The sequence below is a fragment of the Rhodococcus sp. SJ-3 genome (assembly GCF_051918125.1).
Classification (GTDB): domain Bacteria; phylum Actinomycetota; class Actinomycetes; order Mycobacteriales; family Mycobacteriaceae; genus Rhodococcus.
In genome coordinates this window covers 2,137,047-2,154,699 of record NZ_CM123306.1, presented here as the reverse complement: position 1 = coordinate 2,154,699, position 17,653 = coordinate 2,137,047, and the positions used below count along the sequence as shown (strand labels likewise).

Genomic DNA, 17,653 nt, shown 5'->3' with positions numbered 1-17,653 from the left:
ACCCGGGGAGGCCGGGTAGGTCCGCGTCAGTGGGTGGACGCGACCTCTGCGCCGATCCCGGTTTCGGCACGCACCAGCATCTCCGCGAACTTCTCGTCGTCGTGGATCCCGCGACCGCGTCGTTTCTCCGCGACGAGAGAACCGATGACACAGGCTGCGAGGCCGAGCGGCATCGTGAAGATCACCGGCAGCTGGATGGTCAGTGGTGCGGGACCGCTGCCCATCCACAGGGCTTCGGTGAACATGAGGCTCACGACGGTCGAGATCAGGCCGGTGAGCACACCCCACATCGCGCCGGTGCTGTTGAATCGCCGCCAGTTCAGGCTCAGTACCAGAGCGGGCAGGTGGGCGCTTCCGGCGACCATGAATGCCATGCCCATGAAGAACGTGATATTGGTGTCGTCGCCGATGAGCATGGTCAGGCCGATCGCGATGACACTGAACGCGACGGCACCGTAGCGCGCAATGCGTGCCTGAGCGTTCTCTTCGCGGTGCCGGTCCTCGACATCGAGGTGTTCGACGGGTTCCTTGCGCGTCAACGCCGGCCACACGTCGCGGGCGAATGTTCCTGCAGCCGAGATCACTACGCCTGCCACCACCGCGACGATGGAGGCAAAAGCAACCGCTGCGACGAGAGCGAGCGCGATCGAACCACCGATCGTGCCGATGCCGCCGCCGAGTTCGGTGACGAGGACCGGGGCTGCGAGGTTTCCGCCGGGTCCGACCAGGTCGGTGCCGTTCGGACCGAGGAGTGCCGCGGCGCCGAAACCCATCACGATGACGATCAGGTAGAACATGCTGCACAGTGCGACGGTCCAGCCGAGTGACCGGCGTGCGGTCTGCGCTTCCGGGACGGTGAAGAACCGGATGAGAATGTGCGCCATTCCTGCTGTGCCGAGTGCGAACGCCAGGGCATACGAGATGAGGTTGATCGCGCTGGTCTCACCGAAGATCAGGCCCGGCGACAGGATGGCTTCACCGGCAACGGCGTTGTCGGTGGCGTCGCCGAGAACCTTGGGGAAGCTGAAGCCGAACTGCGCGAGGATGCCGAAGCACACGATGAGTGCCAGCACCGACAGGATGGTCGATTTGATGACCTGGACCCAGGTGGTGGCGAGCATGCCACCGACGAACACGTAGATACCCATGAGCGAACCGGCCACGATCACGGACAGCCAGAAGGGGATTCCCGATACCGACTCGAGCAGAACACCTGCTGCGACGAGCTGCGCCAGGAGAACGAACGTGCCGGTGGTGATCGTGCTGAGCGCCACCACGACCCGCACATTGCGAGACTCGGTGCGGAAGACGAGTACGTCGGCGAGGGTGTACTTGCCGAGGTTGCGCATCTTTTCGGCGAGGAGGAACAGCACCGGAAGGAACGAGATGACAGAGGTGAACAGGATGACGGTGCCGTCGACGCCCTTGGAGAAGATCAGGCCCGTGGTGCCGAGGAAGCTACCGGCGGAGATGAATTCACCCGCGATGGCAAATCCGTTCTGCCAGCTCGAGATCGACCGTCCGGCAGCGAAGAAGCCGTCGGCGCTCTTGGCGCGACGTGACGCGGCGAACGTCACCCACAGGGTCAGCGAGATGACGGCACTGCAGATCGCAATGGCCAGGTAGTCGGCGTCGCCGGTCATGCGACCACCTCCTCGGAGTCGGGACGGTTGTCGGTCACGGCGCGGATCGCCGCGTCGGAGGCGGGCTCGATGTATGTGCGAGACAGCCGGAAATATGCCCACACCATGACCCAGGTGCCGGCGAACTGACTGAAGACCACCCAGATCGACAGTGGGAAACCGAGGATCGAGTTGGAGCCGAGCTGGTCGGGGAAGCCGATCCAAGCGATCAGAAAGCTCGTGAACAGGGCGATGGTGGCACCGCCGAGTGTGGTGGTCACCAGCTTGCGTCGACGTCGCAACTCTGCGACTTCGGGAAGCTGCAGCATCCTCGACCAGACCAGATCCTCTGCGGCGAATGTGCCCTTGTCCGAGACGGTGTCGTTCATGCTCGCACCGCCGCTCGGCGTGCCGTATCGAGGGCGAAGAGGTTCTCGTCCCAGCCGGCTTCGAGGGGTCCGAAGAAATGGAAGCGGACCTGTTTGACGCGATAGAGCCACCGGCCGTCGATCTTGACGACCTCGTCGGTGTAGCGTCCGGCCGCGATGCTCGCCGTGCCGTCGGTGACACACGGTTGCCACAGGAACGAGCGGACCGTGGCGCGGTCACCGTCGAGGTCGATCTCGAGGTTGGTGATGAAATGCCAGAACGCAGTGAGGCCGCCGTCGGCAAGTCCGGCGAAGAACGTCTTCATCTCGTCCTTGCCCTTGGGATGCGATAGGCCGTCGAACGCGCCGTCCTCGGTGAACAGGTCCATCAAGGCGTCCCAGTTCCCGTCGTCGAGATGGCGGCAGTACCGGGCATCGAGCGTGCGGATCGCCTCGAGGTCTTCGAGGCGAGTGATGCGCTCGACGAGAGAGCGATCGGATTCGGGGTTGGTCACGGGAGAGCCTCCGGAAGCGCTTGGGTTAACGCATGTTCATGTGATCCAAACCATAGCAAGGGGTGGGTATGCGGTCAACTGGGGCGTTGTTGCTGGTCGTCGCATGTACCTCTACCCTTCGAAAGATGAACACGCGGTCAACTGCGACACTGTCGTCCGTCCGGGAGCGAATTCTCGAGACCGCTCTCGACGAGTTCTATGCATCCGGATTTCACGGTGCAACCATGCGAAATATCGCGAACAGTGCAGGTTGTAGTGCTGCAAATGTCTACAACCACTTCGAGAACAAGTCGGAATTGCTGGTCGAGATCCTGCGTCGAGCGAGCGATGAGCAGTTCACCGCGACTCGGAATGCCCTGCGAAAGGCCGGTTCGGATCCGGCCGAGAAATGGAAGGCCGCCGTCGTCGCCCATGCGCTGTTCACCGCGCGGAATCCGCGGGCCTGCCTCGTGGCCAACACGGAGCTGCGCTATCTCGACGATCTCAATCGCCGACGTGTCGTGGGGTCGCGTGACGCGCAGGAGCAATTGTTCGTCGGGATTGCAGAAGAGGCCGCCCAACAGGGGTTATTCGATCTCCCGAACGTGCATCAGGCAGTCACTGCGGTGTTGACGATGTGTGCGGGGATCCCGCTGTGGTTCCGTGTGGACGGCCCGCTCACCGCGCAGGAAGTGGCCGACGACTACGGCCGATATGCGCTCAACCTCGTGGGATACCGGAAAGCCTGACCCGGGACGTTGACGGGCGGTGGGTCTCGTGCTGTACTGGGTGAACAAGCGTTAATGACCTACTCCGGTCCATAGAGGGAGTACCCATGACTCACCGGCCGTCTCAGCCCCGCACCGACTCGCCGCGCTACCTCACCGAAGAGCGCCTCGGGATTCGAGATCTTGCCCGCGACTTCGCGATGACGCGGGTGTTGCCCGTGGCGAACGAACTCGACCCCGTCCAGGGCACGATCCCGGATTCGCTGAAGAAGGAGATGGCCGAGATCGGCTTCTTCGGGATCATGATCCCGGAGGAATACGGCGGCCTCGGGCTCGGCGTCTTCGAGTACTGCCTCGTCGCGGAGGAACTCTCCCGTGCATGGATGAGCGTGTCGGGCCTGCTTGCGCGCGGTAACGGTATGGGCGGCGGGTTCACACAGGAACAGCAGGAAGCGCTGCTCCCCAAGGTCGCGCGCGGCGAGTACCTCGGTGCCTACGCCCTGTCCGAGGCCGAAGCGGGTTCCGACGTTGCCAACATCTCGTGCCGAGCCGTGCGTGACGGCGACGAATGGGTCGTGAACGGCACGAAGATGTGGTGCACGTACGCCGACGAGGCAGACTACATGGTGCTGTTCGCTCGTACCGACCCGAACAAGGACCCGGCCAAGCCGCATCGCGGGATCAGCGCGTTCCTCATCGAGAAGGAACGCGGCGGATTCCCCGACGGAATCTCGGGCACGAAGGTCCGCAAGATCGGCTACTTCGGCTGGAGCACCTGGGAATTGGCGTTCGACAACTACCGAATCCCGGCAGGCAAGATGCTCGGCGAAGAAGGCAAGGGCTTCTACCTCGCCGTATCCGGCCTCGAAGTGGGTCGTGCCCACACTGCGGCCCGCGCGATCGGCCTTGCCCGCGCCGCGCTCGAAGACTCCATCGAGTACATGCACACCCGCCGTCAGTTCGGGCGCCCCATCGGCGATTTCCAGCATCTTCGGTTCAAGATCGCCAAGATGGCCGCCGATATCGAAGCGGCCCGCCAGCTCATGTACTCGGTGGCGACCGACATCGATACCGGACGTCGCTGCTCGCTCGAAGCGTCGATGTGCAAGCTCGTGGCAACCGAAATGGCAGAACAGGTTACGAGTGAGGCAGTGCAGATCCACGGTGGCGCCGGCTACACCACCGACTTCCAGGTCGAAAGGCATTGGCGCGACGCCCGTCTGACCAAAATCTTCGAAGGTACCAGCGAAATCCAGATGCGAATCATCTCGGATGAACTGCTCGGAAGGCCGGAAAAAGCATGAGCACCACAATGCCCCCGAAACTTGCTGAGGTCGGCGACCGGACCGGGCCACAGTCGTTCCTCGTGTCCGAGATCCTCTCGGCTGCCGGGGTGTCCCTGCCCGCCGGCTCCCCCGGTGTCGGTGTGACTGCTGCAGACATCGTCACCCCCGCCGTACCCGATGCCAACCGGACGCAAGCCCAGTGGAAGACGGACCGTCCAGTGGGCGTGAGCGACACGGTGATCATCGAGTCCGTGATCACCCGCGTTGCCGGTGGCCGCGTCGAGCGGCACATCATGCTGCGCGACAACGCAGGGGCGATTCGCGAGAGCGGCACTGAAACATGGATTCTCGACGATCCCGCCGCGGCCGTATCCGCGCCGGAACTCGACTTCTGCAGTGCCGAATGGGGAAACCTTCTGAGCGACAGTCTCGAAGACGACCGCGGGTTCACCTCGTCACTGTCCACCTGGGACGGCACGATCGGTCTGCGCTGCGGCGACAGGGAACTCCATCTCCGGATCTACAAGGGCAACATCATCGATGTCACCCGCCGCGCCCCTCACGGCGCCACGTTCACCTTTGTCGCACCGGCCCATACCTGGGTCGACCTCGTTCTGTCGGATGCCGACGATTTCATGCGGCGCGCGATCAGCGGTGAGTTCTCCTCCGCCGGAGACGGATACGAGTACCTGAGGTTGACCAAGCCGCTCAACATGATCATCTCGCACGCGCGACTCATCGCCCGGAAGGCCGACTCATGATCGAGGCCCGTTATCTCGAAATCGATGGCGCCCTCGGCTTCGTCGAGATCGTCACACCCGACCACCTCGACGCCGAGGCGTTGCCCGCGGTCCTGTGTATTCACACCGCCGGTCAGAGCGGCGTGCAGTGGCGGCACGTGTCGCGCGACCTCGCAGACCGGGGTTACCGCGTGATCGTGCCCGACCTACCCGGCCATGGACGCTCCGAGCCCGCGCCGTCCGGTCCGGTGACCAGTATCGTCGATTACGGCGACTGGCTGTGCGGCGTACTCGACGCTCTGGAAATCGAACGCCCCTACGTGATCGGTTGCTCGATCGGTGGCAAACTCACCCTCGAACTCGCGACCCGCCCCGAGCGGCCACTTTCCGGCGCGATCGCCATGGAGGCCGAAGCAGGTCCCGGCCGCGTCAACGTCAACGGTCTCCGTCGAGAACTCGAAGACGTCGCCGGTCCTGCTCGTGCTGAACGGACGTACCTGGGTACTCGTGCATCGGTGGGGCGTTCGGTTCCCGACGGCAAGGCTCACCTGATAGCGCTCATGCACAAGCGCGAAGACCCGGAGATCTCGTCGTCCGACCTGATCGGCTGGGGCACTCATGACGTGCGCGACCGGCTGAACCAGGTCACGGCACCCTTACATGTCGTCGCGGGCCGTGATGACCCGTGGATCGATGTCGACGAGATCGCACGCGTCGCAGAACTCGCCAACGAAACCACGCCCGGTCGTGCACGATTCACCGTGCTGGACGGGATCGGCCACTACCCGATGGAAGAAATCGACGACTTCGCCGGACTCGTCGATACCTGGATCAACGAATTGCAGCGGTCGGTCGTCGCCGAGGAGGTAGTGCTGTGAGCACCAGAACCGAGACTCTGTCAGCGCTGCTGGATTCGCTCGTCTCCGAAAACCCCGAAGCGGCAATCACGTACGACGTGGTCGGCGACGACGTCATCGTCAGCAGCAGATCCGACCTGCGCAACCGCGTCGAAGCGCTGTGCGCCGAACTCGACGCCGTCGGAGTCCGTCCCGGGCAATGCATCGCGGTGATGCTGCCCAACTGGTCCGACGCCCTTGTCTGGCAGTTCGCCGCAGCCACGGTGGGCGCTCACGTCATCGGGGTCAACACCCGGTACAACACCGGTGAGGTCGCCCACATCCTCACCGCTGCGTGTCCGGCCGTGGTCGCCGTCCCGGCTGCATTCCACGGTTTGGACCTGTTCGGTCGTCTCACCGAAGCTGCCGCATCTGCTCCCGATGTGGCGACCCCGGTCATCGCGGTGGTGCACGGGCCCACCGAAACCTCCGCCATTGCCCGAGAATTCGACCTCGGCGGGGGAGCTTGGATCGCCGGTAGCGGAAAGACGGGAGGCATCCGGGTGCCCGACACACCCGATCGGGCGACCCTCACCGCAGCCGGAGTCGATGACGACCCCGACGACCTGTTGGCTGTCGCGTTCACGACCTCCGGCTCGACCGGTGTCCCGAAGCTCGCGGCCCACCGTCACAGCGCCATCGTGCGACACGGCCATGCCGATGCTGCGATCATGCAGGTCGGTGAGGGTGACGTGGGGCTGTGTGTTCTTCCCGTCTCCGGTGTGTTCGGCTTCAGCACCGCCGTGGCGATGATCGCCGGGGGCGGTGCCCTGCTCATGGAAACGGTGTTCGATCCGTCGGCGGTGCTCCGCCGCATGCGGCAGGTGAAGGTCACCCATGCGGTGGGTGCCGACGACCTGTTCGGCCGCCTCTACGACGAATGGCACGCCGGCGAGCGAACGGATCTGTCGACCCTGAGGTGGATCGGGATCGCCGACTTCCTCGGACGATCACACGAGATCGCACGGTGGGCGCGCGACGAGTTCGGCACGCACACCTCCGGTGTCTTCGGGTCGTCCGAGGTGTTCGCTCTCGCGATGTTGTGGAACGCCGACGACCCGGAATCGGTGCGCTGGAACGGTGGTGGCCGCGCGGTCGAGTCCGCGATCGAGCTGCGTGTCGCGGATCCTCTCGACGACACGCCGGTCGCAGACGGTGAACAGGGTGAACTGCAGTTCCGCGGCCCCAACGTCGTCGACGCCTACCTGGGTAATCCCGAGGCTGCGGTGCGCGCCTTCACGAAGGACGGCTGGTTTCGCAGCGGCGACCTCGCTGTGGCACTGGGCGACGGCGGCTACCGTTACGTGTGCCGCATGGGCGACGTGCTGCGCCTGCGCGGGTTCCTGGTCGACCCCGCCGAAATCGAGCGTCGCCTCGCTCAGCATCCGGGGGTGGGTGTCGTGAAGGTCGTCGGGATCACCGGCGTCGGTGGCTACACGCAGGCCGTCGGTTTCGTGGTACCGACGGACGATGCGCCCGCCGACACGGATGCCGAGAACCTGAAAGCTTGGTGCAAGAGCGAACTCGCCGCATTCAAGGTGCCTGCGGCCATCCATGTCATCGACCGCATGCCCACCACCGTGGGCGGGAACGGCTCGAAGATCCGGGCCGTAGAACTGCGCGAATGGGCGCAGAACTGGACCGACCGTGAAAGGGATTTCCGTCGTGACTGATTCGATTGCTTCACACGCAGCCGCCACCGATGTGGTCATCTGCGAGCCACTGCGCACCCCCGTCGGCCGTTACGGCGGTATGTACATCGACGTGCCCGCCACAGACTTGGCCGCTCGTGTCATCTCGGAGTTGCTGTCGCGCACAGCGCTCGACCCCGAGAGGATCGACGATGTCATCTTCGGCCAGTGCTACCCCAACGGTGAGGCACCCGCGATCGGTCGTGTGGCGGCGCTGGACGCGGGCCTGCCCGTCACCGTCCCCGGTCTGCAACTCGACCGGCGATGCGGTTCGGGTCTGCAGGCGGTGCTCGATGCCGCGATGCGCGTGCAGACCGGTGTCGCCGACATCGTCATTGCCGGCGGGGTCGAATCGATGAGCCGCTCCGAGTACTACACCGAATCGATGCGCTGGGGAGCCAAGGGTGCGCCCGCCGCGTTGCACGACCGCCTCGCCCGTGGCCGCGTCACCGCCGGTGGCCGCAACTATCCGGTGCCCGGTGGCATGCTCGAAACCGCCGAGAATTTGCGGCGGAAGTACGATATCCCCCGCCTGGAGCAGGATGAACTCGCCGTCGAGTCGCACCGGCGCGCGGTCGCCGCAATCGAATCGGGCAAGTTCACCGACGAGATCGTGCCCGTGCAGGTGCCGCAGCGCAAAGGCGATCCCAAGACGGTCGACCGCGACGAGCACCCGCGCGCCGACACCACCGTCGAAACCCTCGCGAAGCTCCGCCCGATCATGGGCAAGCAGGACCCCGACGCCACCGTCACCGCGGGCAACGCCAGCGGGCAGAACGACGGTGCCGCAGCCTGCATCGTGACCAGCCGCGCGACCGCGGACAGGCTGGGCCTGCGTCCGCTCGGAAAACTCGTCACGTGGGCCGCCACCGGTGTGTCGCCCGCCGAGATGGGCATCGGCCCGGTGCCGTCCACCGCGAAGGCCCTCGATCGGGCGGGGCTGAACCTGTCGGATATCGACCTCATCGAACTCAACGAAGCATTCGCCGCGCAGGCCCTCGCCGTGACGCGTGAATGGAAGTTCACCGCAGCCGATTTCGAGCGCACCAACGTCAACGGGTCCGGGATCTCCCTCGGTCACCCTGTCGGTGCGACCGGAGTGCGGATCCTCGCGACGATGCTGCGTGAACTCGATCGTCGCGGCGCGCGTTACGGCCTGGAGACGATGTGCATCGGTGGTGGACAGGGCCTGACCGCGATCTTCGAGCGGGTCGCGTGACCGTGCGCCCGCTGGACGGCGTCCGTGTGGTCGATCTGTCCAGCTTCGTCGCCGGGCCGACGGCAGGCCGGATGCTCGCCGAACTCGGCGCCGACGTCGTTCGCGTCGACCCGGTCGGCGGTGCTGTCGACGGTGGCCGCTGGCCACTGACCGAGAACGGCGCAAGCCTGTACTGGACGGGGCTCAACCAGGCGAAACGCTCGGTCGCGGTGGATCTGCGCAGCGACGAGGACCGGGCCCGCGTCGTCGAACTGATCGCCGACGCAGGCATCGTCCTCGAGAACGCGGCGCATGCCCCGTGGCTCGCCCACGATGTGCTCCTCGCGCATCGCCCGGACCTGATCCATGTGCATATCGCGGGCAATGCTGACGGCACCCCTGCGGTCGACTACACCGTCAACGCTGCCGCGGGTCTCCCGCTGATGACGGGGCCTGCCGGCCTCGGCACGCCGGTCAACCACGTGCTGCCCGCGTGGGATCTGCTCACCGGTGTGCATGCCGCACTCGGCATCGTCACCGCGCTGCGTCGCCGCGAACAGACCGGCGCGGGAGCGTATCTCGAACTCGCGCTCGACGACGTCGCACATGCTGCGGTCGCGAGCATGGGCTGGCTAGCCGAAGCGCAGGCACGTGGGTCGGGGCGTGAGCTGCAGGGCAACGCCCTGTACGGCAGCTACGGCTCCGAATTCGCGACCGCAGACGGCCGCTACATCATGATCGTCGGCCTGACTCGCGGACAGTGGCGGGCGCTCGTCGAGGTCACCGGCACCGAAGCGGTATTCGACGCGCTCGGTGCCCAGCGCGGGCTCGACTTCGATCGCGAGGGCGACCGCTACGCGGCGCGCGAGGCGATCACCGCAATCCTTGCACCCTGGTTCTCGGAACGAACCCTCGCTCGAATCGAAGCGGACCTCGCGGGCACGCGGGTGTTGTGGGCGCCGTACCGCACGATGGACGAAGTGGCCGCAGATCTCGCCGCCCGCTCCGACTCGGTGGTGCAGTACATCGACCAGCCGGATATCGGTCCTGTGCTCACCGCGCGGTCGCCGTTGCGCTGGAACGGCCGGTACACCGATGCTCGTCCCGCCCCTCGGCACGGGCAGCACACCGCCGAAGTGCTCGGCGCAGGTCAGCTGCCGGGCGCCCGATAGGACGCATCGCGGCGCGAAGCCTCATCGACCTGCTCGGGGGTGAGCAGCACGATCGGCTTCGACCGCGCTGCGCCCGACGCGATGGTGCGCAGTTCCAAAGTGGCGGCGGCAATTTCGTCGGGTACCTCACCGAGCACGTACAGATCGTGCCCTCCCAACGCGAAGTGCACGGACTCGACGGTGCCGCCGACACTTTCGACCATGGCGACGATCGCATCGCGGCGGGCGCTGCCGCCGTCGCTCAGTAGTCCTTTCGCGCCCTCTGCGGTATAGGTGACCTGCCACAGGTATGTCGGCATGGCTCCTGCTTTCCTCGACCGGCGTTGCTGTCGCCTTCCATGGTCGGACGGTCGCGCGCAACGCGCGGTGGTTTCGCTGAAACAGACGTACCTGTCGACGAGGGCATCTTCGGGAGTGCGCTTCCTACACGGTGCGCGCCCTGTCGTCGTCTTCCACGGGGACCAGGGACTCGGGTCGAGACGATTCGGCCGTTGCCGAGTGGATCTTCGTCGCGGTGAGAATCGCGATCAGGCAGAGCACTCCCGAGATCAGGAATGCCCAGCGGGCTCCCGCCATTTCCGCGGCAGGTCCCGTTTCGGTCGCCTTGGAGGCACCGAATGTCATGGCCGCCACCAACAGTGCGGTGCCAGCGGCTCCGGCCAGCTGCTGGAAGGTGTTCATGATCGCCGAACCGTGGCCGTAGAGGTGGCGCGGTAGCGACGAGAGCGAGGCGGTCAGCAGCGATGTGAGTACGAAGGCCATGCCGGCTCCGTACAGGGTGTTGAAGAGCAGCACGTACCAGATCGGGGTGGAGGTGGAGACGAAGCCCAGTGCGAACATCGACACGGCCAGGAGGACGGTTGCGGGAAGGACCAGGGGGCGCGGGCCGACGCGATCGAAAGCTCGGCCGACGAAGGGTGCAAGCACGGCTTGGACGAGCCCGGCGGGTAGCAACAGCAGTCCGACCCCGAGCGAGCTCATTCCGAGCCCGTGCTGCAGCACCATGGACAGCAGGACCACCGAACCCAGGAGCAGGCCGAAGCTGATGGCCACGGTGATGACGGAGAAGCGGAACGTCGGCACAGAGAAAGGACGCAGATCCAGCAACGACGCGCCGCGGTCCTGCAGTATCCGCTGGCGGGCGACGAAGAGCACCAGCCCGACGGCTCCTATCGCAAGAGCGACAGCCGTGGGAATCCATGCGCCTCTCAGTGCGGCCTCCGCGCCCGAGAGAGCGTAGACGATGCCGCCGAAGCCGAACGCGGACAAGACTACCGAGAGCACATCGAGCGGGGCGCGCCGGGTTTCTCCGCCCTTCGCGACGAAGGCCAGTCCGATCGGCAGCGTCACGGTGGCGATGGCGACCATCATCCAGAAGATCCAGCGCCAGCCGGCCGAACCCAGGATGGCTCCGGAGAGCGTGGGGCCGACGGCCGGGGCGCACGCGATGACGATGGTGTTCATGCCCATGATGGCACCGCGCCGGGCAGGCGGTACCGCAGTGAGGGTCGTGGTCATGAGCAACGGCATGATGATTGCAGTACCGCCGGCCTGGACCACCCGGGCAGCGAGCATGACGGGGAAGCTGGGGGCCGAGGCGGCGAGCAGCGAACCGGCCAGGAACAATACGAGCGCGCTCGTGAACAGGCTGCGGACCGTGAAGCGTTGCAGGAGAAAGCCGGTCGTAGGGATGACCACGGCCATGGTCAGCAGGAATCCAGTCGAGAGCCACTGGATTGCTGTGGCGTCCACACCGAAGTCGATCATGAGCTGCGGCATGGCCACTGCCAGGACTGTCTCATTGAGGATCATGACGAAGGCGGCTACGGCGAGCACGGTGATTGTGCCCTTCACGGCCGGCGGGAGTGCTGTGGGTGCGGCGGTTCGGGCCGTTGTGGTCAAGGGGGTACCTGATTTCCGAGTGGGGTGCGGAGACAGAAAATTATGACACACTCTGCCAAGTTGGCGTAATGCGACAGAATGGTGTGGTACCCCCCACGGAGTGATGCGGCAGGATGTGGATATGTCTGAATCCGCACCCGCGCGAGGATTGCGCGAGCGCCGCCGCCGCGAGACCACTGCCCTGATCCATCAGGCCGCTGTCGAGTGCGTGGAGCGCGATGGGCTGGAGGCAACGACGGTGGCTCGGATCGCGGAGACGGCCGGCATTTCCGCACGGACCTTCTTTCGTTACTTCCCATCCAAGGAGGCTGCGATCCTGCCCGGGCAGGGTGAACTCAGGGTGGCCCTGCTTGCCCTTGTGGCGGATCACCCCGGAGAGGCCGGTGCTGTGCTCACTCCCCGGCAGGCCGTAGGACGCTTGATGGGCAGGCTCGGAAAACTCATCCGCGACGATCCGATCGACCATCACGAACATCGCCGCATCGGCGCACTCCTGGAAGCGGAACCGGATCTGCGCGCTCATGTCTCGAGCGAGGATGGTGAATTGACGCGTGTCGCCGTCGCAGTCCTGTGTACCCTGGCCCCGAGTTTCGACGAGGGCGAAGCGCGGCTCCACGCGGAGCTGGCGCTCAGCGTATGGCGTGTGGCGTGGTGGAGCTGGGACGCGATGGGCTCTACCCGGGAGCATCCGACACCGCACTCACGATGGGCGTGGGCGCTGGATCGGATGGTCCCAGCGGTGGCTGCCATGGCGTCGTCGGCTGTCGACGGTTAGAGATTGCCGGCGTCGCCACGGTTGCAGATCGAGGGTGGAGAGATATGTGGAGTTCCGGAACCCTGATGACGAAACATATTTGGACGCTCGGTCATTCGACACGCGAGTTCGACGAAGTACTGGCCATGTTGCAGACCGCTCGGATCACCTACCTGGTCGACGTGCGCTCGTTCCCGTCGTCGAGAAAATTCCCGCAGTGGAACAAAGCTGCGATCATCGAGGCACTGCCCGATGCGATCGGTTATCGGTGGATGCCGAAGTTGGGTGGCCGCAGGCACACACCCGCGGGTACACCGAGCGCGAACGGAGCGTGGCGGGTCAAGGCCTTCCGCGACTACGCCGACTACATGCAGAGCAATGAGTTCGCAGAAGGACTGCGGGAGCTGATCGAACTCTCCGCACATGAACGACCGGCGATCATGTGCAGTGAGGCAGTGCCGTGGCGTTGTCATCGGCGGTTGATCACCGACGCGTTGCTAGTCGCGGGCGTAGAGGTCACCCACATCATGTCGGCGACGGCCACCAGATCTGCCACATTGAACGAGAACGCGCACGTGCACAACGGGCGGTTGACCTACCCGCCGCCACCGGGCGAGACGACATGAGCATCATCGACGAAGTTCGAGACGCGATCCTGTCCATTCCTGCGGGATCGGTGGCCTCTTACGGCGATATAGGCGCACGAATCGGAGCGGGTCCACGGCAGGTGGGCCGAGCGATGAGCATGCTGGACGACGTGCCCTGGTGGCGGGTCGTCCACGCAGATGGGACGCCCGCGTCGTGTCACGGCGGTCGTGCGCTGGAGCTTCTCACCGAAGAGGGCACCCCTGTCTCCGGAAAGCGGGTAGAGATGCAACGTGCCCGGCACCGGTTCGACGGTGGCCCTCCGGGTGAGTAGCGGGCGTCCTCGTCAGAGGGCCGGCTTCTCGGGTTGATCGACCAATTGCTCGTTCCCGGCGGGGATCACACTCACCATTCCACTAGGTTCCAGATACGCCCGGTGTACACCGGCGACGTCGGAGATCCCGTGCAGCCGAAGCTGCGAGAGCACCTCGTCGTATGTCATGAATTCGCGGCGCATGACCTTCCGGTTGAGCTTGCCGTCGGAGATCAACGTGCGTGGTCGCGCCTTGACCACGCGGGAGAATCCCGGCCACCGGTAGGAGAGAGCGTCGAGCACGATACTCCAGAACAACATCGCGACCACCACGATGAAGCCGTCCCCGATCGTCTGTGCATCGCCCATCATTCCGGAACTCGCAGCGTCGGCAACCAGCACGACGACGAGGAGATCGGTCAATCCCAGCCCGCCTGCCTCACGCTGACCGACCAACCGGAGCAGCAGTGTGAGCACCAGAAAGGTGATCGTGCCGCGAATGACGAGTTCGAGTACCAGCAGGCTGGGTAGGAGCATGTCATTCCATTCGGGCATCGACTCTCTCCTCCACATCACGGACGGCGGGCCGCAGCGGGCTCGGCGACATACCGGCTGTGTGACCCTGTTCGGCGTAAGTTGCTGTCTCGGCGTCGACCAGCGCCTCACCCTGGTCGATTCGGTTTCATGCACACGGAATGCCCAGCCGGTCAGGGATCACACGTGACCGCCGGGTGTGCCGAACCTGGCCGGTGTCGGTATCGCTCGACGGGTTACGAACGGGTGTGTCGATTGGGTCGCGCGTGACCAGATCGTGGTGTAATACCAATCACAGCGAAATGTGTTTGTGATTTCACACACTATTAGTTGACACGTGAGTGATCGCCTCGGGTGTTCCGGTGTGCGTTGCGCCGAGTCGACTCGGATCGGTCCGGTTCGGATCGTGAAAGGATCGCCCATGCTGTCGGATCCGTGGACAACTCCGGAAGGCAACTCATGACCACAATCCGTCTCGGCCCATTCGTCACCCCGGAAACCGTGAGGCCGGGCGAAACACGACCGCGGGTGCTGCTGATCGGGACCCCATCCAGTCTGGCGGAACTCACCCAGTGGGAACTGGTGCGGCGATGGGCGGTCGAGCACGGGCTCACCCCGACCCGGGAACTCGATGACCGGGTCGTCTACGTGGTCGCGACCGACAACGTCCTCGACGGACTGTGTACGCCCGCCGAGGCCACCCTGGTGCAGCGCGCCAGGTCCCGGGGCGTGCCGTGCGGTGGTGTGGACGAGGCGCTTCGGGATCCGGGGGAGCCGGCCGAGCACGGCGGCTTCGCTGCGCTCCCCAAATGACCGTGCGGGAGGCCAGGTCTCTAGGCCGGTGTTCGCTACGCTCGGGTTTCGAACTCGAACAGAACACCATCCTGGAGGAGGTTCACCGTGCCGAAGCCCCCGCTTCCCGACGCCGTTGCAGAACTACTCGCTCGCCCCAACCATGCAACGATTGCTTCGTTGCGCGCCAGCGGCCAGCCTGTTTCGGTCCCCACCTGGTACATCTACGAGAACGGTCGCATCCTCGTGAACATGGACGAGGGTCGCAAGCGTCTCGAGTATCTCCGCAATGATCCGCGAGTGGCTTTGAGCGCGATGGATCCGGACGACTGGGTTACCCACGTGAGCATTCAGGGCAGGGTCGTCGAATTCGTCGACGACCCCGACCTGACCGACATCGATCGGATCGCACGGCATTACATCGGGCATCCCTATCATGTGCGCGACCGTAAGCGTGTGAGTGCGTGGATCGAGATCGACCGCTGGCACGCGTGGGGCCGGTTGATGAACGCGTGAGGCCGACGCCGGAAAGCGGCCTGCTCACATGATGCCGGCCTTCTTCGCGGCGCTGCGTACCTGGAAGGACATGACGATCAGCAGGACGCCGAACAGGATTGCGTAGATGCCGAGCAGGACGATCAGGCCGAGGATGCCGGAGCCGGGGAAGATCAGCAGGATCACGCCGAAGATCACTGCAACTACCCCGGCGATCAGCGACCACACCCACCCCGAATCCGGGACCTTACGGAACCGCAGGGCACCGACGATGCCGATGATGCCGAACAGGATTGCGTAGAACGCGATCAGGTACAGCAGCACCAGCGCTGTGATTCCCGGCCAGAACAGCGCGACCAGACCGGCGATGACCGACAGGATGCCCATGGCCAGCCACAGCCCCCAGCCGTCGAGCGTTGCTCGATCACGGATGGAATGCCACACGAGGACAACCCCGTCGACGATCGCGTACGCGGCGAATACGACAACGAGGGCCCACACGGTGATCCCTGGCCACACCAGGGCGACGATGCCGAAGAGGACTGCGAGGATGCCTCGAATCAGCACCACCCACCACACTGTTTTGAACACCGAGCGGAACAGGTCGGATGCTGACTCCGGATTCGCGGACATGACGGCTCCTTGCGTATGACGGCGCGATCTTGATGGTCCTCAGAATAGGTCGGCTTACCTTGATCCGCAGGGGAAATCGAGACCGCCATACCGATGGGCAAATACAGCCGTAGCCTCGAGACGTGGCATCGGCACGAATCGGAATCTCGGGTTGGCGTTATCCGGGCTGGCGAGGGGACTTCTATCCCGACGGCCTCGTCCAGCGCCGCGAACTCGCGTACGCCGCCGAGCGGTTCGGCACGATCGAGATCAACGGTTCGTTCTATTCATTGCAGCGTCCGAGCAGTTACCGGTCGTGGTATGCCGAGACACCCGAGGATTTCGTATTCGCGGTCAAAGGTGGCCGGTTCGTGACGCATATGAAGCGCCTCGTCGACGTCGACGAGGCGCTGGCCAACTTCTTCGCATCGGGTCTGCTGGCGCTCGGTCCGAAACTCGGTCCGATCTTGTGGCAGCTGCCTCCGACCCTCGGATTCGACGAGCGTCGTCTCGCCGGGTTCTTCGACCAGCTGCCGCGCACGACGGCGGCTGCGGTCGAGCTGGCCGGCGGGCACACGGACAAGGTGACCGGCGACCGGGCTTGGGTGGCGACCGACGGCGACCGGCCCGTACGGCACGCTGTCGAGGTGCGTCATCCCGATTTCGCATCGTCGGCGGCGATCGAGCTCTTCCGGGCGCACGACGTAGCTCTCGTCGTTGCCGACACCGCGGGACGATATCCGTTCCTGACCGAGGTCACCAGCAGCTTCATGTATGTGCGGATGCACGGTGACAAGGAGTTGTATGCGAGTGGCTATACATCCGAGGTACTCGCTCGTTGGTCCGAGCGTATCGGAACGTGGGTGGGCGACGGGCTGGACGTGTACGTCTATTTCGACAACGACATGAAAGGATTTGCCCCGTACGACGCGCTGTCATTGCAGCGCCGGCTACGACCCGGAACCGCCGGGACCGAGCGTCTGGAGGAGTAGCACGTGTGGCCCGAACATTGGCCGACGATCACCCGGCAGATCGCCACTGAGACCGACGCTGCGGCGACCGCGGCCCGCAGCGAGGCGGTGCCCGCGTTCGACGAAGCGCTCGCAGAGCTGGCCGCATTACCGTACGAGCAGGTCACTGCGGTGCACGCGGGGATGGTGCGCGAGTTGCTCGAGGAGCTTCACCCCGACGGATTGACGGGTGAGGATGTCCAGAGCGTGCTCGAACGATCCCTTCGGAACGGCATGCGCTGGCTGCCGTCGCTGCAGCCCGACGCGGTGGTTGCCGTGCTCACCGGCACCTTGGGTGTGCACGACGACGAAGCGCCGAAAGTGCAACCGGCCGACTACCTGAGCGCGGGTGTGCTGGTGCTCGCCGATCTTCTTGCCGCGCGCAAATCCGCCCCGGGCCCGTATCTGCGACGTGCCGTCGCCGAGATCGAGCGGTCCGAGACCATGGAAATGCCCTGACC

The 17,653-nt window shown here is 65.0% G+C and carries 21 protein-coding genes; 14 read left to right on the top strand and 7 right to left on the bottom strand.

The window, feature by feature from the left end:
- Positions 1-26 precede the first annotated feature (26 nt).
- From ACTDXD_RS09860 to ACTDXD_RS09850, 3 genes are read right to left on the bottom strand one after another with little or no spacing between them, the layout of a single operon-like run.
- Positions 27-1,643 carry a solute symporter family protein gene (locus ACTDXD_RS09860; RefSeq protein ID WP_440126864.1) on the bottom strand — a complete coding sequence of 539 codons (1,617 nt, stop codon included), beginning with the start codon at positions 1,641-1,643 and terminating at the stop codon, positions 27-29.
- A complete protein-coding gene (locus ACTDXD_RS09855; RefSeq protein WP_440126863.1) occupies positions 1,640-2,011 on the bottom strand; it encodes a DUF485 domain-containing protein in 372 nt (123 codons plus the stop codon). The genes ACTDXD_RS09860 and ACTDXD_RS09855 overlap by 4 nt, the downstream gene beginning before the upstream one ends.
- The gene (locus tag ACTDXD_RS09850) at positions 2,008-2,505 is read right to left on the bottom strand and encodes a nuclear transport factor 2 family protein (RefSeq protein WP_440126862.1); all 498 of its coding nucleotides are present in this window, start codon (positions 2,503-2,505) and stop codon (positions 2,008-2,010) included. Before ACTDXD_RS09850 ends, ACTDXD_RS09855 begins: the two co-directional genes overlap by 4 nt.
- 125 nt (positions 2,506-2,630) lie before the next feature.
- Between ACTDXD_RS09850 and ACTDXD_RS09845 the strand changes: the two genes are divergently transcribed.
- From ACTDXD_RS09845 to ACTDXD_RS09815, 7 genes are all read left to right on the top strand, one after another.
- Positions 2,631-3,233, top strand: a complete 603-nt coding sequence (locus ACTDXD_RS09845) for a TetR/AcrR family transcriptional regulator (protein ID WP_440126861.1) — start codon at positions 2,631-2,633, stop codon at positions 3,231-3,233.
- 86 nt (positions 3,234-3,319) lie between these two features.
- Positions 3,320-4,516, top strand: coding sequence for an acyl-CoA dehydrogenase family protein (locus ACTDXD_RS09840; RefSeq protein WP_440126860.1), 1,197 nt, complete (start codon positions 3,320-3,322; stop codon positions 4,514-4,516).
- Complete coding sequence (locus ACTDXD_RS09835) at positions 4,513-5,259, top strand: hypothetical protein (RefSeq protein WP_440126859.1); 747 nt, start codon at positions 4,513-4,515, stop codon at positions 5,257-5,259. Before ACTDXD_RS09840 ends, ACTDXD_RS09835 begins: the two co-directional genes overlap by 4 nt.
- The gene (locus ACTDXD_RS09830; RefSeq protein WP_440126858.1) at positions 5,256-6,116 is read left to right on the top strand and encodes an alpha/beta fold hydrolase; all 861 of its coding nucleotides are present in this window, start codon (positions 5,256-5,258) and stop codon (positions 6,114-6,116) included. The genes ACTDXD_RS09835 and ACTDXD_RS09830 overlap by 4 nt, the downstream gene beginning before the upstream one ends.
- On the top strand, positions 6,113-7,807 hold the full coding sequence (locus ACTDXD_RS09825; protein WP_440126857.1) for an AMP-binding protein: 1,695 nt from the start codon (positions 6,113-6,115) through the stop codon (positions 7,805-7,807). The genes ACTDXD_RS09830 and ACTDXD_RS09825 overlap by 4 nt, the downstream gene beginning before the upstream one ends.
- Positions 7,800-9,044 (top strand): acetyl-CoA C-acetyltransferase, encoded by a 1,245-nt coding sequence (locus ACTDXD_RS09820; RefSeq protein WP_440126856.1) that lies wholly within the window; start codon positions 7,800-7,802, stop codon positions 9,042-9,044. The genes ACTDXD_RS09825 and ACTDXD_RS09820 overlap by 8 nt, the downstream gene beginning before the upstream one ends.
- Positions 9,041-10,195 carry a CoA transferase gene (locus ACTDXD_RS09815; protein WP_440126855.1) on the top strand — a complete coding sequence of 385 codons (1,155 nt, stop codon included), beginning with the start codon at positions 9,041-9,043 and terminating at the stop codon, positions 10,193-10,195. The genes ACTDXD_RS09820 and ACTDXD_RS09815 overlap by 4 nt, the downstream gene beginning before the upstream one ends.
- On the opposite strand, the gene ACTDXD_RS09810 is transcribed toward ACTDXD_RS09815, so the two are convergent.
- Positions 10,174-10,494, bottom strand: coding sequence for a GYD domain-containing protein (locus ACTDXD_RS09810; RefSeq protein ID WP_440126854.1), 321 nt, complete (start codon positions 10,492-10,494; stop codon positions 10,174-10,176). The genes ACTDXD_RS09815 and ACTDXD_RS09810 overlap by 22 nt on opposite strands.
- A 124-nt stretch (positions 10,495-10,618) precedes the next feature.
- Entirely contained in the window at positions 10,619-12,097 is a 1,479-nt protein-coding gene (locus ACTDXD_RS09805) for a DHA2 family efflux MFS transporter permease subunit (RefSeq protein WP_440126853.1), read from the bottom strand.
- 121 nt (positions 12,098-12,218) lie between these two features.
- Here ACTDXD_RS09805 and ACTDXD_RS09800 point away from each other — a divergent pair, with 121 nt between their 5' ends.
- The 3 genes from ACTDXD_RS09800 (at position 12,219) to ACTDXD_RS09790 (ending at position 13,770) form a co-directional block, all read left to right on the top strand.
- A complete protein-coding gene (locus ACTDXD_RS09800) occupies positions 12,219-12,872 on the top strand; it encodes a TetR/AcrR family transcriptional regulator (RefSeq protein ID WP_440126852.1) in 654 nt (217 codons plus the stop codon).
- Between the two features lie 65 nt (positions 12,873-12,937).
- Positions 12,938-13,477, top strand: coding sequence for a DUF488 domain-containing protein (locus ACTDXD_RS09795; protein WP_440126851.1), 540 nt, complete (start codon positions 12,938-12,940; stop codon positions 13,475-13,477).
- The gene (locus ACTDXD_RS09790; protein ID WP_440126850.1) at positions 13,474-13,770 is read left to right on the top strand and encodes an MGMT family protein; all 297 of its coding nucleotides are present in this window, start codon (positions 13,474-13,476) and stop codon (positions 13,768-13,770) included. The genes ACTDXD_RS09795 and ACTDXD_RS09790 overlap by 4 nt, the downstream gene beginning before the upstream one ends.
- A 12-nt stretch (positions 13,771-13,782) precedes the next feature.
- Here the strand turns inward: ACTDXD_RS09790 and ACTDXD_RS09785 are convergent, their stop codons facing one another.
- Positions 13,783-14,304 (bottom strand): DUF421 domain-containing protein, encoded by a 522-nt coding sequence (locus ACTDXD_RS09785; RefSeq protein WP_440126849.1) that lies wholly within the window; start codon positions 14,302-14,304, stop codon positions 13,783-13,785.
- Between the two features lie 438 nt (positions 14,305-14,742).
- Here ACTDXD_RS09785 and ACTDXD_RS09780 point away from each other — a divergent pair, with 438 nt between their 5' ends.
- Together ACTDXD_RS09780 and ACTDXD_RS09775 are read left to right on the top strand one after the other, a co-directional pair.
- Positions 14,743-15,096 (top strand): hypothetical protein, encoded by a 354-nt coding sequence (locus ACTDXD_RS09780; RefSeq protein WP_440126848.1) that lies wholly within the window; start codon positions 14,743-14,745, stop codon positions 15,094-15,096.
- An 87-nt stretch (positions 15,097-15,183) separates the two neighbouring features.
- Positions 15,184-15,591 (top strand): TIGR03618 family F420-dependent PPOX class oxidoreductase, encoded by a 408-nt coding sequence (locus tag ACTDXD_RS09775; protein ID WP_440126847.1) that lies wholly within the window; start codon positions 15,184-15,186, stop codon positions 15,589-15,591.
- A gap of 24 nt (positions 15,592-15,615) precedes the next feature.
- On the opposite strand, the gene ACTDXD_RS09770 is transcribed toward ACTDXD_RS09775, so the two are convergent.
- Entirely contained in the window at positions 15,616-16,203 is a 588-nt protein-coding gene (locus ACTDXD_RS09770) for an HdeD family acid-resistance protein (RefSeq protein ID WP_440126846.1), read from the bottom strand.
- 122 nt (positions 16,204-16,325) lie between these two features.
- Here ACTDXD_RS09770 and ACTDXD_RS09765 point away from each other — a divergent pair, with 122 nt between their 5' ends.
- Positions 16,326-17,174, top strand: a complete 849-nt coding sequence (locus tag ACTDXD_RS09765; RefSeq protein WP_440126845.1) for a DUF72 domain-containing protein — start codon at positions 16,326-16,328, stop codon at positions 17,172-17,174.
- A 3-nt stretch (positions 17,175-17,177) separates the two neighbouring features.
- Positions 17,178-17,651: a hypothetical protein gene (locus tag ACTDXD_RS09760; RefSeq protein WP_440126844.1), complete on the top strand. Its 474-nt coding sequence runs from the start codon at positions 17,178-17,180 to the stop codon at positions 17,649-17,651.
- Positions 17,652-17,653 lie beyond the last annotated feature (2 nt).